Genomic DNA, 14246 nt, shown 5'->3' on the forward strand with positions numbered 1-14246 from the left:
GCGTCCCTGGCAAAGCGCGGAAGTTTGCCATAGGCGACGAGGCCGTCCGCCGGGCACCGGTGCGGGATGGTTACAACGTGCTCTCGGCCGGCGCCGCGACCGCCGACTGCGGCAGCACTTCGCCGGGCATCACGAGCCGGATGCGCAGCCCGTGCGGCGCTGCGTCCATGACGGCCAGCTCGCCATGCAGCGCGTCGGCGCGCTCGCGCATGCTGCGCAGGCCCTTGCCGCCCGGTTCGCCGGCCGCCGCATCCAGGCCGCGGCCGTCGTCGAGCACTTCGAGCACCAGGCCGTGCGAGCGTTCGCGCGGGCCGAAGCGCACTTCCACGCGGGTCGCCTGCGAATGGCGCAGCACGTTCGACAAGGCCTCCTGCGCGATGCGGCACAGCTGCATCGCGGCCTCGGGCGACAGCGGCGGCGCCAGCACCACGTCCTGCACGTTCCACACGAGCGTGATGCCGAGCCGGTCGAACGCCGGTTGCAGCCGGTAACGCAAGTGGCCCAGGCGCTCACCGATGCTGGTGTCGGCCTGGTCGTCGAGGGAGTCGACCGTCAGCTGCAGCTCCAGCAGGCAGGCCTGCAGGGCCATCGACAGCTCGCGGGCGTCGGCCGAGCGCGGGTCGTAGCTGGCCATGAGCGCCACCAGCCGCGAGCCGACGCCGTCATGCAGGTCGCTGGCGATGCGGCGGCGCTCGGCGAGCACGGCCTGCGCCTGGCGGTAGCGCACGAGGCGGCGCCGCGTGAAATACCAGGTGGCCACGATCATGCAGAGCACAGCGACGTTCACCCCCTGCAGGGCCCAGAAGGCGGCCGGCACCTCGGTACCCAGTGTGGTGATCGCCGAGGTCGCGCGGATCACCTGCCCTACCACCGGCGTCAGGTGCAGCGCAAACGCGAGCCCCACCCACAGCAGCATCCGCTGGCGCGAGGCACGCGGCCACAGCCAGATCAGGAGCACACACCAGGCGGCGATCGAAAGCCACACGAACTGGTCCTCCAGGAAATACGGCGGGAGCGGGGGCGCGGGCGCGCGCATGGGTGGCTCCGCTGCGAACGCGGCGCGCCCGAAGCGCGCCCTAGAGCAGCCCCCGGTGCGAGGCGAAACTCACGGCCTGCGCGCGGGTATGGGCGTGCAGCTTGCGGTAGATGTTCTTGACGTGCGCGTTAACCGTCTGGGCACTGATGGTGAGCTGCAGCGCGATCTCTTCCGTCACATATCCCGTGGCTACAAGTCGCAACACTTCGCGCTCCCTTGCCGACAGGGTCGCCTTGCTGTCCGGCGGGCGCACCGGGCTCGGATTGGCGCGCTGGTGGTCCAGGTGAACGAGCAGCCGGCGCGCCAGCCGGGGGGTGATGGCGGCCCCGCCATTCACCACCTGCAACACGGCCTGGGCATAGCTCTGGAACCAGGCGTTCTTCACCAGGTAACCCGAGGCGCCGAGCTCGAAGGCGTGCAGCACCTGGGGCTCGTCTTCCAGCGCGGAAATGACGATGATTTCGGCCGCGCTGCGGTGTTTCTTGGCCTCTTCGATGAGCTCGAATCCGCTGCCGTCTCCGAGACGGATGTCGACCATGAGCACATCGAATTCATGCTGCATCAAGAGGCGCCTTCCCTCGCGCAGGGAGCCGGCCTGGCCTTCGAGCTGGATGCGCAGATCGCCCAGCAGTTCCTGGGCGATGACACGGCGGACAAAGGGGTCGTCGTCGACGAGCAGGACACGAACAGGCTTGGTTTCCTGGCCCGTGAGGTAGTCCGGCCACGGCAGGGTATCCGCCGAGGGAGCCAGCAGCCCACCGAACTGGCCGGGATTGGAGAATTTCCTAGCGCCACCACCGACATCGGTCAATGAAATGTCGAGATCGTTTTCCATTTAAGCCCCCTTGTCACAGATAAAAGTCGCGACTTCGTGAACAAAAGTTAATCGATTTCTACTCTTTTTCCGGCTATCGGCTTTTTTGATTACCTTGGTTTCTTTCGGTTGCAATATTGCCAGATTGTGAACCAAAGTGATAGTTCCCACGAGGGGAACAGGGCCTAGAACCGGCTCTCTGCCAACGCCCAAAACGCCCTCGGACATTGCTTTCGCCATAGCCTTGCACTACCCAGCCTGAGGCATTTTTCGATCCCTTCCCCCCGCTGAAACTGCATCCCGGTCGCAACGGAATCCATTCAATCCGTGCTCGCTGACCGTCGCTGATGGCCGGATTCCCCGGCGATCGGGTTCGTTTCAACACTATCGAGGAAGCATCATGAAGAAGACTCTTATCGCCATGGCAGTGGTTCTCGTGGCTGGCATCGGGACCGCAACCGGCAGCAGCGTGGCGCTCGCCGTCACCAACACCACGACCGGTTCCTCCAGCTCGGCAGGCTCGGTCGCCGCCAGCTCCGGAACGGGCAGCGCACTGAGCTACAACGCAGCCAGCTCCACCTCGTCGGCCACGGCCAACGCGGCGGGCGGCGCAGCAGGCAATGCCTTCCTGCGCGTCGGCGGCGCCACCGCCAACGGCTCGGCCACCACGCAAGGACGCGTGACCAGCGTGGCAGCAACGACCGGCAACGGCGTGGCTGCAGGCGGTGCGAATGCACAGGCCAATGCGACCTCGAGCGCCAATGCGAACTACGCCGGCGGCGGCGCCAACCCCGTGAGCGGCTCTGCAGGCGGCGCAGCCGGCTCCACCACCAACAACACCGCAGCCACCGCTGCAGGTCCTGGCGGCGGTCTGGCCGTGGTGACGCGCACCTCGGGCACGACGGCCGGCTTCAGCGCCAATTCGGGCGCGGTCAACGGCATCGTCAACGGCACGACGACCTCGGCCACGTCGGGCTCGACCGGCGGCTCCACGGGCGTCATCAACTTCGCCGTGGGCAACGCAGCGGGCTTCAGCAACGGTGGCGGCACCGCCGGTGGCGCGATCTCCGGCGCAACGGCCAACGCTCCCTGAGCGATCCGGACCATCGGTTGTTGGACCAGAAACGGGGAGGGGCACGCCCCTCCCCTGCTTCCCAAAGGAGTCGAAAAAATGAAAACATTGATTGCCCTGACCTTGCTGGGCCTGTCCGCCGGCGCCTTGGCGCAGACCACGGCGGGTGGCGCCAACAACCAGTCGCAGAGTTCAGCCACCACCAACGCCCAGGGCAACACCCAGGCGGTGAACTTCAACAGCTCCGCCCCCTCGGAAGTCACCTCCCGGGCCACGGTGGACAGCAACAGCACACAGAACATCAACAACACGGGCGCGACGACCAGCACCGTCGACTACCGTGGCAGCTACACCGTCAAGAACGTGCCCTCCGTGAGCGGCCCGAACCTGACGACCAGCAACGACACCTGCATGGGCAGCACCAGCGCCAGCGCCAACGGCGCAGGGGTCGGGCTGAGCTTCGGCACCACCTGGACGGACGAACACTGCAAGCGCCTGAAGATGAGCCGCGAACTCTGGAACAAGGGCATGAAGGCAGCGTCGCTGGCCATGGACTGCATGGACCCGGCGGCCCAGGCGGCCCTGGAGATGACCGGCTCGAAGTGCCCGCAGTCGATGACCGCCGAAGAACGCGTGAGCGCGTTCGGACCGCAGGCCTCGTCGGCCGGCGCGCCCGTGGCGGCACGTCCGGCGGCGCCGGTAGCACCCGTGGCCGCGGCTCCAGCACCTGCGCCGGCCCCCGTGGCGGTGGCCGTGCCCCAGCCGGTGGCGCCCGTGGCACCTGCGGCGCCTGTCGCGTTGGCCCCGGCGCCCGCGCCGGTCGTGGCGGTGCAGCAGCCCGCCGCACCGGCCACGCTGGTCGAGGCGATGCCCATGGCAGCCCCGGCGCAGGATCAGCCGGCGCCGCAACCCGCACCGGCCGCGACCGCCGTCCCGGTGTTCGCGCCGGAGGTGGCACCGGCCCCCGTGGCCGCAGCGCCCGCCGAGGAAGCCGCGGCACCTGCGGCGGAGCCGGCACCGGTCATGGCGAGCGCCGTGGCCCCGCAGCCGGACATCCTGGAAGCGCGCATCACGCGCCGCCTGCCGGCTGACCCGGCCGACGAGGTGGCTTCGGCACCGGCCGACGCGCAATGAGGTCGGCTCTGGAGTCCATCACCATGAACACCAGGACCGTTCCTCTCTGGCTGGCCGCCTGTTGCGTGGCGACGGCGTCGGTCGCCGCCACGCCGATCATCCGCATCGAGCGGATGCCCATGGGCAGCGGCCTGCAGAACGCCAGCGGCACGGAAAACGCCGAGCCGGTGGGCGACTACGGCGTCTGGCACGTGCCGCAGTACATGCCGGGGTTCCCGACCTCGGCCACCATCTGGCCGCGCGTCGTGATCATCCAGTGCAACGTCACGCGGTGCAGCGGCTACGAAGTGACGCCCGAACTGGGCCGGGGCGAGTACCTGTTCTTCCGGCCCGCGGAAGACAGCAGCGTCGGCCGCAAATAGAGACAGGCGCGCAGACGCAGCTTTTTCGCACGATGCGCCGCCGGGTCCGCAAGGTCCCGGCGGCGCGCGGCCGTGTGCGTATACCCTTCGCGCATGCACAACCCCCTCGTGCGCGCCTTGCGCGCCCTGTTTCGCGCCGTTGCCACCACGATCCTCGTGCCGGTGCTGCTGTTCGAGGAATGGGGCTGGGCCCCGCTCGCGGCATTGGTCGCGCGGCTTGCACGGCTGCCCTTCTGGGCGCGGCTCGAGAACCTGCTGCGCGCGCTGCCGCCCTGGGGCGCGCTGCTGGCGTTCTTCGTGCCGATGCTGCTGCTCTTTCCGGTGAAGCTGCTGGCGCTGTTCCTGTTCGGCCGCGGCCACGCGTTCAGCGGCATGGCCGTGCTGCTGCTGGCCAAGCTCGCGGGCACGGCCGTGGTCGCGCGGATCTTCCAGCTGGTCGAGGGCTCGCTGATGCGGCTGGCCTGGTTCGCCCGCTGGTACCCGCGCTGGAAAGGCTGGAAAGACCAGGTGCTGACACGGGTGCGCGAAAGCCGCCCCTGGCGGATCGTGCGTGCGGTGCACCGGCGGGTGCTGCGCGGCTGGCACCGGCTGCGCGCCGAGTGAATCTATTTTTACCCGGGTGTATTGTGTTTTATATTTTGCCCGGGTAATATTTGGAGATGAATCCATCTCCCCACACCAGGCGTACCCTGGTCAAGCAATACAAGGACAGCGTGCGCCCCGCCGGCGTCTTCGTCATCCGCAACCTGACGGACGGCCGCGTCTACGTGGCCGGCAGCCTCGACGTCGAAGGCGCCATGAACCGCGCCCGCTTCGAGCTGAACCTGCGCTCGCACCGCAACAAGGCATTGCAGCGCGACTGGGTGGCGTATGGCACGACGCACTTCGGTTTCGAGGTGATCGATCGGGTGAAGGAGCGCGACGACCCCGCCTTCGACCGCGCGGCGGAGCTGGAAAAGCTGCTGGAGCTCTGGCGCGAGGAACTCCAGTGCACCACTGACAAGGGCTACAACACGCCATGAGCACCGACGCACTGGGTTTTTGCCTCGACCTCGGCCGCGCCCACGCCAGCCTGAGCCTGAAACTCAACGAGGACCTGGGCGCCTTCCACGGACTGGACTACGACGACTTCACCCTGCTCCACCTGTTGCTGCGGGGCGGCAGCGGCGCCATGCCGATGGCCGAGCTCGCGCACACGCTGGGGTTGCCAATGTCGGCGCTCATCCGCAAGATGGTGCTGCTCGAAAAGACCGGCCTGGCCGAGCGCACGACGGGACCCGATGACGACCCCCGGCGCCATGCGAATATTCGCAGCGGCGGAAAGAAGTTGATGCAAGCCGCCATCACCACCGTCGAAGCGATCTGCGTCGATGCCGTGAAATCGCTGGACCCGCAACGCCTGCCAGACCTGCATGCCGCGCTGCGGGTGCTGTGCGATCACGACACGCCGCACGCCTGAACCGTCCTGCGGGTAGATTACGAACCTCGTTTCGTTCCGCCCGGATCGACAACCCAAAAAGAATTTGCATGTCACCCGACGAACTACCGACCACATTCACTGCGTTTGCCGGCTTCCAGCGCGTCGCCGCCGGCACCAAGGCCCAGGTGCTCACGCAACTGCGCGAGCGCGGCGACGCCGCCACCTGCCTCGTGTTCGACGACCAGACCGGCGAGCAGCTCGATGTCGACCTGCGCGACCCGAAAGCCATCGAGACCTCCGCGCTCGAAGCCGAGAAACACGAAGACGCGCCGCGCGGCGTCGGCCGTCCGCGCCTGGGCGTGGTGGCGCGCGAAGTCACGCTGCTGCCGCGCCACTGGGACTGGCTCGGCCGCCAGCCGGGCGGCGCCTCGGTGGCGCTGCGCAAGCTGGTGGACGACGCACGCCACGTGCACGCCGACCGCGACACGGTGCGCGCCGCGCGTGAAGCCACCTACCGCTTCATGACCGCCATCGCAGGCAACCTGCCCGGCTTCGAGGAAGCCACGCGCGCGTTGTTCGCGGGCGAGCATCAGCGCTTCAGCGACCTCGTGGAACCCTGGCCCACCGACCTGCGCGTGCACCTGCACAAGCTGTCGGCCGGTGGCTGGGGTGCTGCATGAGCGCGGCGCCCGACAGCAGCACCACCACCACCAGCCCCGGCAACCCGAGCGGACTGCGCGGCGTGCCCGTGGCGCCGGTGGGTGCGCCGCGTCCGCTGTGGAAGGTGTTCCTGTTCTTCCTGGCGCCGATGTTGCTCAGCAACATCCTGCAGTCGCTCTCCGGCACCATCAACAACATCTACGTCGGGCAGATGCTCGGCGTGAGCGCGCTGGCGGCGGTGTCGAGCTTCTTCCCGGTGATGTTCTTCTTCATCGCCTTCATCATCGGCCTGGGCGCGGGCGCCTCGGTGCTCATCGGCCAGGCCTGGGGCGCGCGCGACGCGGCCAAGGCCAAGGCGGTGGCGGGCACCACGCTCACGGTGGGCCTGCTGCTGGGCCTGGCGATCGCGGTGTTCGGGGGCCTGTTCACCACGCCGATGCTGGCCATGCTGGGCACGCCGCCCGACGTGCTGGCCGACTCCACGCGCTACGCCCGCATCATGCTGATCGCGATGCCCGGCGTGTTCCTGTTCCTGCTGGCCACCGCCATGCTGCGCGGCGTGGGCGACACCATCACGCCGCTGCTGACGCTGGTGATTTCCACGGCCATCGGCCTGGTGGTCACGCCCGCGCTCATCCGTGGCTGGGGCGGGTTGCCGCAGCTCGGCGTGGCGGCCGGTGCGTGGGCCTCGGTGCTGTCGTTCGCGGTCGCGACGACGTGGCTGGGCTTCCGGCTGCGCCAGAAAAAGAGCCCGCTCGCGCCCGACGCGGAGTTCGTGCGCTGCCTGCGCATCCAGCCGCAGCTGTTGAAGGCGGTGCTGAAGATCGGCGTGCCCACCGGCGTGCAGATGATCGTGGTGGCACTGGCCGAAGTGGTGCTGCTGTCGATGGTCAACAGCTACGGCTCCAACGCCACGGCCGCCTACGGCGCGGTGAACCAGGTGGTGGCCTACGTGCAGTTCCCGGCCATCTCGATCGCCATCACCACGTCGATCCTCGGCGCGCAGGCCATCGGCGCGGGCCGCGCCAACCGGCTGGGTGCCATCGTGCAGACCGCGCTGGGCATGAACCTCGTGCTCACGGGCGGGCTGGTGCTGCTGGGCTATTTATTCTCGCGTCCGCTGATGGGCTTCTTCATCACCAGCGCACCGGTGATCGAGATCGCGCAGAACCTGCTGCACATCATGCTGTGGAGCCTGGTGCTGTTCGGCATGGCCTCGGCGATCTCGGGGATCATGCGCGCCAGCGGCTCGGTGCTCGTGCCGACGCTCATCTCGATCGTCTGCATCCTGGGCGTCGAAGTGCCGGTGGCCTGGCTCATGAGCCGCCACTTCGGCATGGGCCTGGACGGGATCTGGGTTGCCTACCCGGTCACCTTCGGCGCGATGCTGCTGCTGCAGACCGCGTACTACCGCCTGGTGTGGCGCAAGAAGCCGATCGGCCGGCTGGTCTGATCAGTGCCTCGGCGGGGGTCACTCCCCGTCGAAGGCCTTCTTCACAGTGGCGATGTCGAGCTTGATCATCTTCATCATGGCCGCCATCGCGCGGGCCGCCTTGGCTGCGTCCTTGTCCTGGAACATGCGGATGAGCGGCATCGGCGTGACCTGCCACGACACGCCGAAGCGGTCGGTGAGCCAGCCGCACTGCACCGGCTGGCCGCCGCCCTCGAGCAGCTTGTCCCAGTAGTAGTCGACCTCCTCCTGCGTCTCGCAGGTCACGATGAGCGAGATGGCCGGCGTGATCTTGTATTCGGGCCCGCCGTTGAGCACCATGAACGACTGCCCGTCGAGCTCGAAGGTCGCCGTGAGCAGCTTGCCCTTCTTGGCGGGATTCACATCGCCCCAGAGCAGCGTGTCGGTGAGGCGCGACTTCGGAAAGATGGCGGTGTAGAAGTTGACCGCATCCTCTCCGTTGCCGTCGAACCAGAGGCAGGGAATGATCTTCTGCATGGAATCTCCTTGGATTGAATGATGAACTGAAGGGTTCAGTATCAAAGCCGAAGCGGCGCATTGTCAACCTGCGCCGCGGCTGTCAGTGGGAAGTTCGCAGGCCGGGCCGCGGGCCACAATGGGCCGGTCCTTCGCTTCGGAACTGCCATGTTCGCCCCTTCCAGAACCCGCCTTGGCGCCCCCGCTTTGCTGAGCGCCGCGCTCGCCGCCCTGGCGGTGTCGGCCGGCGCGGCCGATGCCACCTACCCCGATGCCGCCGCCAGCGACCCCGCCAGGCTCGGCTGGATGACCGGCTCGCCGCCGCCGCCCGACCGCACGCTGCGCTTCGACGACGGCAGCTATTTCCGGTTTCCGGCGATGCGCTGGAGCGTGTCGAATTTCCGCCAGCTGATGCCGACCGTGAACGTGTCGCGCGGGCTCGGTGCGCCGTCCGCCCTGCCCCAGGCCTTGCGCAAGGACATCGACACGCTCAGCTTCACGCCGCTCGACGCGAAGACGCCCATGACCTGGGACGCCTCGCTGGCCGCCACCTACACCGACGGCATCCTCGTGCTGCACCGCGGGCGCGTGGTCTACGAGCGCTACTTCGGCGTGCTGAAAGACGACGGCCAGCACGGCGCCATGTCGGTCACCAAGTCGGTGGTCGGCACGCTGGGCGCGATGCTGGTGGCCGAAGGCACGCTCGACGCCAACAAGCCGGTGGCCCACTACGTGCCCGAGCTCGCGACCTCGGCCTTCGGCAACGCCACCGTGCGCCAGGTGCTCGACATGACCACGGGCCTGAAATTCAGCGAGGACTACGCCGACCCGAAGGCCGAGGTCTGGGCCCATGCGCAGGCCGGCAACCCGCTGCCCAAGCCGAAGGACTACACCGGCCCGCGCAGCTACTACGAGTTCCTGCAGACCGTGCAGCCCGAGGGACGGCACGGCGAAGGCTTCGGCTACAAGACCGTCAACTCCGACGTGCTGGGCTGGGTGATCGCGCGCGCCACCGGCCGCACCGTGGCGCAACTGCTGTCGGAGCGCATCTGGCGCCACCTGGGCGCCGAGCAGGACGCCTACTTCACTGTCGACTCCATCGGCACGCCCTTCGCGGGCGGCGGCCTGAACACCGGCCTGCGCGACCTCGCGCGCTTCGGCGAGATGCTGCGCAACGACGGCCGCGTGAAAGGCCGGCAGGTCGTGCCCAAGGCGGCCGTCGAAGACATCCGCCGCGGCGGCGACAAGGCGGCCTTCACCAAAGGCGGCTACCCCCTGCTGCAGGGCTGGAGCTACCGCAACATGTGGTGGGTGACGCACAACGACCACGGTGCCTACATGGCGCGCGGCGTGCACGGCCAGCGCATCTACATCGACCCGAAGGCCGAGATGGTGATCGTGCGCTACGCCTCGCACCCGATCGCGGGCAATGCCGCGAACGACCCGGTGACGCTGCCGGCCTTCGAGGCGCTGGGGCGGCACCTGTTGGCACAGCGTCGCTGACCTACCAGCGGTAGGTCGCCGTGGCCGTCGCCGTGCGCGGGTAGCCGTAGTAGCAGTTGCGGTAACCGCAGTTCGCGAAGTACGTCTTGTTGGTCAGGTTGCGCAGGTTCAGTGCCAGGCTCCAGCGGTCGATGTCGTAGCCGAGCATGGCGTCGAACACCGTCGAGGCCGGCACCTTGCTCGGCCACGCGGCCTCGCCGTCGCCATAGTTCGAGCCCGTGTAGCGCGCGCCCAGGCCCACCTTCACGCCGCCGGCGAAGCGGTAGTCCGCCCACACCGACAGCCGGTGGCGCGGCACGGCCGTGGCCTGCTTGCCGATCTCGCTCGTGTTGGCGCTGGCCGTGACGATGGCCCGCGGCGTGTAGCTGTACGACGCCGTGAGGTTCAGGCGCGAAGCGATCTCGGCCGTGGCCTCGAGCTCCAGGCCGCGCACCGAGATCTCGCCCGTCTGCTTGGGCATGAACTCGCCGTCGTAGCTGATGTAGTTCTTGCGCCGCAGGTCGAAGATGGCGGCGCTGTACATCGCCTTGCTGCCCTTGGGCTGGTAGCGCACGCCGGCCTCGTATTGCTTGCCGCTTTCGGGCTTGAACGGGTCGCCCGACGCCGGGTCGATGGTGGCCGTGGGCGCGAACGACTCCGAGTAGCTCAGGTACGGCGCCCAGCCGCTCGGGTGCAGGTAGACCAGGCCGGCCCGGCTGGTGAACTTGTGGTCGCGCATGCGCTGGCGCGAGCCGTCGAGGCGGCTGTCCACGGTGCTGTCGGCGGTGTCGTAGCGCCCGCCCAGCGTCAGCGTCCAGCGCTCGCCCCACTTGATCTGGTCCTGCAGGTAGACGCCGGTCTGCGCGAGCCGCGTGATGCCATCGAAGTACGGTGCGGGCCGTTCGATCGGCCCGCCGTACACCGGCGCATAGATGTTCAGCGGCGAGGCGCTGCCGCCGCTGAAGGTGACCTGGTCGATGCGCGTGCGCTGGTAGTCCAGCCCGACCAGCACCTTGTGCTGCGTCTCGCCCAGGCGGAAATCGGCCTGCAGCTGGTTGTCCAGCGCCAGGGCGCCGATGTTCTCGCGGCTGCCGAACACGCTGCGCGACATCTGCTGGAAGTTGAGCGGGTCGTTCGGCACGTCGGGGTTCAATGCCATGAAGCCCTTCAGCTGCGTGCCCGTGTAGTCGAGCTTCTGGTGCGCGTAGCGCGCGTTCTGCCGCACCGTGAAAGTGTCGTTGATGCGGTGCTCGAACTGGTAGCCGACCATCTGCTGGTCCTGGTCGAAGCGGTCGAAGCCGGGCTCGCCGACGAACAGTTTCGAGGGAATGGTGGTGCCGATCGCGGTCGGATCGAGCGAGCCGACCTGCGGCCGCGCGCGCGTGTAGACCCCGCCGCGCGTGCGCGAAAACTGCGACAGCAAGGTGAGCGTGGTGTCGCCCGACGGCTTCCAGGTGAGCGCGGGCGCGATGTACATGCGGTCGTCGGCCTCCTTGCCCGCCGGCAGTTGCGCGTCGCGCACGAGGCCGGTGATGCGGTACAGCAGCTTGCCGTCGGCGTCGAGCGCGCCCGAGAAATCACCCGCCACCTGCTTGCGGGCGTGGTCGCCCACCTGCAGCTGCAGCTCGCGCACGGGCTCCGCCGTGGGGCGCTTGCTGACCACGTTCACCACCCCGCCGGGGCCGCTCATGCCGTACAGCACCGACGACGGGCCGCGCAGCAGCTCGATGCGCTCGGCGCCGTAGTTCTCGGTGCGCCACACGCCCCAGGTGCTGTTGTTGCGCAGCGGCAGGCCATCGAGATAGAAGCCCGGCGAATAAGCGTCGAAACCGCGCAGCGAGATCCAGTCGTAGCGCGAATCGGCGCCGTAGGTGGTGGTCGACACGCCCGGCGTGTAGCCCAGCGCGTCCTTGAGGTTGGTGGCGCCGATGGCCTCGATGCGGTCGGCCGTGATCACCGAGATCGACTGCGGCGTCTCGATGATCGGCGTGTCGGTCTTGGTGGCGGTGGCGCTGCGCTTGGCCACGTAGCCCTGCACCCGGCCCGTGGCGCTTTCCTCGCCGTCGGCCACGACGGTCACCGCCGGCAGCGTGGAGGTGCCGCCCGTGGCGGGCGCGGTCTTGATGACCGCCGCATTGCCTTCCATCGTGGCCGCCAGGCCGCTGCCGGCCAGCAAACGGTCGAGTGCCTGCCGGGCCGTCAGGCTGCCCGAGATGGCGGGGGCGGTCTTGCCCGCGACCAGGCTCTGCTGCACGACAAGCTGGATGCGGGTCTGCCGCGCCCAGTCGTTCAGCGCCTCGGCCAGCGGCTGGGCCGCGATGCGGATCGGCTGGGGCGCGCCCTGCGCCCGGGCCATCAGGGGCGCGTTCGCCAGGGCCAGTGCAACGGCCAGGGCCAGCGGCGCGGGTGTCATCTTTGTTCTCAAGCGCTTCGTCATCGAACGTCTTCCAGGTAGTGAATGCAAATGGTTCCTATCTGGGCTGACGCACGAGCCGGCGGAATCCCCGTAGTGCCGGCGAGAAATTCTTGATTCTTTTGTTTCAGGGGGCCGGCAGGATTTCCGCGATCGGGCCGGTGTCCTTCAGCCGCACCGGCAAGGCGCTGGCCAGGGCGCGCCGCAGCGTGCGCGCGTCCCGCGGGTCGAAGGTGCCGCTCAGGCGCAGGGCCGCCACGGCAGGGTCGTTCACCACCAGGCCGGTGCTGCCGTAGCGCTCCAGCTCGGCCAACGCGCGCGCCAGCGGCGTGTCGACGAAGCTCAGGCGGTGCTCGCGCCAGGGCGCGATGCCGTCGCGCGGCACGGCCGAGACGGCGGAGAACCGGCCCTGCGCATCGCTTTCCACCTGGCGGCCGGCGGTCAGGAAGACTTCGCTCGTCGCATCCGGCGCCCGGCGCACCACGCGCACCTTGCCCTCTTCCACCGACACCCGCGTGCCGTCGGCGCCCGGCATGCCGGGGGTGTGGCGCACGGCGAAGCGCGTGCCGACCACCCGCACGCGCAGTGGACCGGCCAGCACGTCGAAGGGGCGTTTCGCATCGGACTGCACGGCGAACACCGCCTGCCCGTCGATCAGCGTCACCTCGCGGCGGTCGCGGAACAGGCGCACTTCGAGGCGGGTGGCGGTGTCCAGCCGCAGCCGGGAACCGTCGGGCAGCGGCGCCTCGAGCTGCTGCCCGCGTCGGGTGGCGAAGGCCTGTTCGAACACGGGCTGGGCTTGCAGGTGGCGCCAGCCGAGGTAGCCGGCGCCGACCGCCATGCCGGAAACGCCCAGCACAACCGCCGGTTTCAGGAAGCCGCGGCGCGTGGGTGCGGCGGGCGCGCGGCCTTCGAAGCCGCTGCGCCAGCTCGCGACCGTCTCGGGCGCGATCGCGTCGAAGGCGCGCCAGCGCGACTCCCATTCGCGGAATGCCTCGCCATGGCGCGCATCGGCGCCGAGCCAGGCCTGGAACGCGCGCTCGTCGGACGCGCTCCAGTGCGCGCGCTGGCGGCGGACGAACCAGTCCAGCACGTCCTGTCGCAGGCGCAGAGCTTCTTCGGACGGTGGCGACGTGAGGGTCATGACGTGGGGATCGTTCTTATGGGGGTAGACGCACGAGCGTGGTCAAACCCTGTAATGGGGCGTCTCATCTCACTCTGAACCACGGGTCCGCTCCAGGCACGCCCAGCACGCCTCCATCGCAATACGCAACTGCATCTCGACCGTCCGCACCGAAATGCCCATGCGCGCAGCCACCTCGGCATACGAGAGGCCATCGAACTTGTAGAGCACGAAGGCTTCGCGGCAGCGCGGAGGCAGCCGATCGATGGTCTCGACCATGGCCGCCATGCCCTGGCTGGACGACAGGATGGCGTCGGGCTCGAAGGTGGGCGGGCCGATGCAGTCGTCGGCGTCGGGCGGTACGTCATCGGGCGCCGCCGTGTCGCCGCCCGCGCGCACGCTGGTGCGGCGGTGGTGGTCGGTGACGAGGTTGCGGGCCGTGCGGTACAGCAGCGCGCGCGGATCGCGCACCACGCTGCCGGTGCGCTGCGCCTCGTACACCCGCACGTAGCTCTCCTGCGCCAGGTCGGCCGCGGTGGCGCGGTCGGGAACCTTGCGGGACAGAAAGCTCAGCAGCTCGCGGTAATAGCGTTCGAACACGGGCGCACCACAGCCGGGAAGGGTTGGTCGAAGTCCAGGGGCAGGTTGGCTTCGACACGGCGTGGCTACCTGAGAGATTCAGAACAAAAGAAAACGCGAGATTATGTGCGGGTTCAACCCGCCGATCGCCGAAGGGTAGGCATTTCGCCTGCCGCGCACGGCATGCGCGCGGGCTACCCTCCCCTTCGGCCCCGTCCGGACTC

Annotated in this window: 15 protein-coding genes; 9 read left to right on the top strand and 6 right to left on the bottom strand. The window is 68.8% G+C overall.

Annotated features, from left to right (window positions below; genetic code table 11):
- Positions 1 to 70: 70 nt before the first annotated feature.
- Both AC1RAA_RS04335 and AC1RAA_RS04340 read right to left on the bottom strand, forming a co-directional pair.
- Complete coding sequence (locus AC1RAA_RS04335) at positions 71 to 985, bottom strand: sensor histidine kinase (RefSeq protein ID WP_492726713.1); 915 nt, start codon at positions 983 to 985, stop codon at positions 71 to 73.
- Positions 986 to 1076: 91 nt separating this feature from the next.
- Entirely contained in the window at positions 1077 to 1871 is a 795-nt protein-coding gene (locus tag AC1RAA_RS04340; protein ID WP_062472928.1) for a LuxR C-terminal-related transcriptional regulator, read from the bottom strand.
- Between the two features lie 379 nt (positions 1872 to 2250).
- On the opposite strand from AC1RAA_RS04340, the gene AC1RAA_RS04345 reads away from it, so the two are divergent.
- From AC1RAA_RS04345 to AC1RAA_RS04380, 8 genes are all read left to right on the top strand, one after another.
- Positions 2251 to 2943, top strand: a complete 693-nt coding sequence (locus AC1RAA_RS04345) for a hypothetical protein (protein ID WP_492726716.1) — start codon at positions 2251 to 2253, stop codon at positions 2941 to 2943.
- Between the two features lie 78 nt (positions 2944 to 3021).
- Positions 3022 to 4056, top strand: a complete 1035-nt coding sequence (locus AC1RAA_RS04350) for a hypothetical protein (RefSeq protein WP_492726717.1) — start codon at positions 3022 to 3024, stop codon at positions 4054 to 4056.
- Between the two features lie 23 nt (positions 4057 to 4079).
- Positions 4080 to 4418 carry a hypothetical protein gene (locus tag AC1RAA_RS04355; RefSeq protein WP_062480212.1) on the top strand — a complete coding sequence of 113 codons (339 nt, stop codon included), beginning with the start codon at positions 4080 to 4082 and terminating at the stop codon, positions 4416 to 4418.
- 93 nt (positions 4419 to 4511) lie between these two features.
- A complete protein-coding gene (locus AC1RAA_RS04360) occupies positions 4512 to 5021 on the top strand; it encodes a hypothetical protein (RefSeq protein WP_095745288.1) in 510 nt (169 codons plus the stop codon).
- A 56-nt stretch (positions 5022 to 5077) separates the two neighbouring features.
- Positions 5078 to 5440 (top strand): GIY-YIG nuclease family protein, encoded by a 363-nt coding sequence (locus tag AC1RAA_RS04365; protein ID WP_492726718.1) that lies wholly within the window; start codon positions 5078 to 5080, stop codon positions 5438 to 5440.
- Positions 5437 to 5877: a MarR family winged helix-turn-helix transcriptional regulator gene (locus AC1RAA_RS04370; RefSeq protein ID WP_492726719.1), complete on the top strand. Its 441-nt coding sequence runs from the start codon at positions 5437 to 5439 to the stop codon at positions 5875 to 5877. The genes AC1RAA_RS04365 and AC1RAA_RS04370 overlap by 4 nt, the downstream gene beginning before the upstream one ends.
- A gap of 68 nt (positions 5878 to 5945) precedes the next feature.
- Positions 5946 to 6518, top strand: a complete 573-nt coding sequence (locus AC1RAA_RS04375) for a DUF2239 family protein (RefSeq protein WP_070060635.1) — start codon at positions 5946 to 5948, stop codon at positions 6516 to 6518.
- A complete protein-coding gene (locus AC1RAA_RS04380; RefSeq protein WP_492726721.1) occupies positions 6515 to 7951 on the top strand; it encodes an MATE family efflux transporter in 1437 nt (478 codons plus the stop codon). The genes AC1RAA_RS04375 and AC1RAA_RS04380 overlap by 4 nt, the downstream gene beginning before the upstream one ends.
- 18 nt (positions 7952 to 7969) lie before the next feature.
- Here the strand turns inward: AC1RAA_RS04380 and AC1RAA_RS04385 are convergent, their stop codons facing one another.
- A complete protein-coding gene (locus AC1RAA_RS04385; protein ID WP_095947618.1) occupies positions 7970 to 8446 on the bottom strand; it encodes a VOC family protein in 477 nt (158 codons plus the stop codon).
- Between the two features lie 285 nt (positions 8447 to 8731).
- Between AC1RAA_RS04385 and AC1RAA_RS04390 the strand changes: the two genes are divergently transcribed.
- Positions 8732 to 9928: a serine hydrolase domain-containing protein gene (locus AC1RAA_RS04390; RefSeq protein WP_492728325.1), complete on the top strand. Its 1197-nt coding sequence runs from the start codon at positions 8732 to 8734 to the stop codon at positions 9926 to 9928.
- Position 9929: 1 nt separating this feature from the next.
- Here the strand turns inward: AC1RAA_RS04390 and AC1RAA_RS04395 are convergent, their stop codons facing one another.
- The 3 genes from AC1RAA_RS04395 to AC1RAA_RS04405 all read right to left on the bottom strand — a co-directional run bounded on the left by AC1RAA_RS04395 (position 9930) and on the right by AC1RAA_RS04405 (position 14043).
- The gene (locus AC1RAA_RS04395) at positions 9930 to 12320 is read right to left on the bottom strand and encodes a TonB-dependent siderophore receptor (protein WP_492726724.1); all 2391 of its coding nucleotides are present in this window, start codon (positions 12318 to 12320) and stop codon (positions 9930 to 9932) included.
- A gap of 127 nt (positions 12321 to 12447) precedes the next feature.
- The gene (locus tag AC1RAA_RS04400; protein ID WP_492726727.1) at positions 12448 to 13464 is read right to left on the bottom strand and encodes a FecR family protein; all 1017 of its coding nucleotides are present in this window, start codon (positions 13462 to 13464) and stop codon (positions 12448 to 12450) included.
- A 69-nt stretch (positions 13465 to 13533) separates the two neighbouring features.
- Positions 13534 to 14043, bottom strand: a complete 510-nt coding sequence (locus tag AC1RAA_RS04405) for an RNA polymerase sigma factor (RefSeq protein ID WP_492726730.1) — start codon at positions 14041 to 14043, stop codon at positions 13534 to 13536.
- Positions 14044 to 14246 lie beyond the last annotated feature (203 nt).

Source organism: Variovorax sp. GW823-FHT04F07 (genome assembly GCF_058795995.1).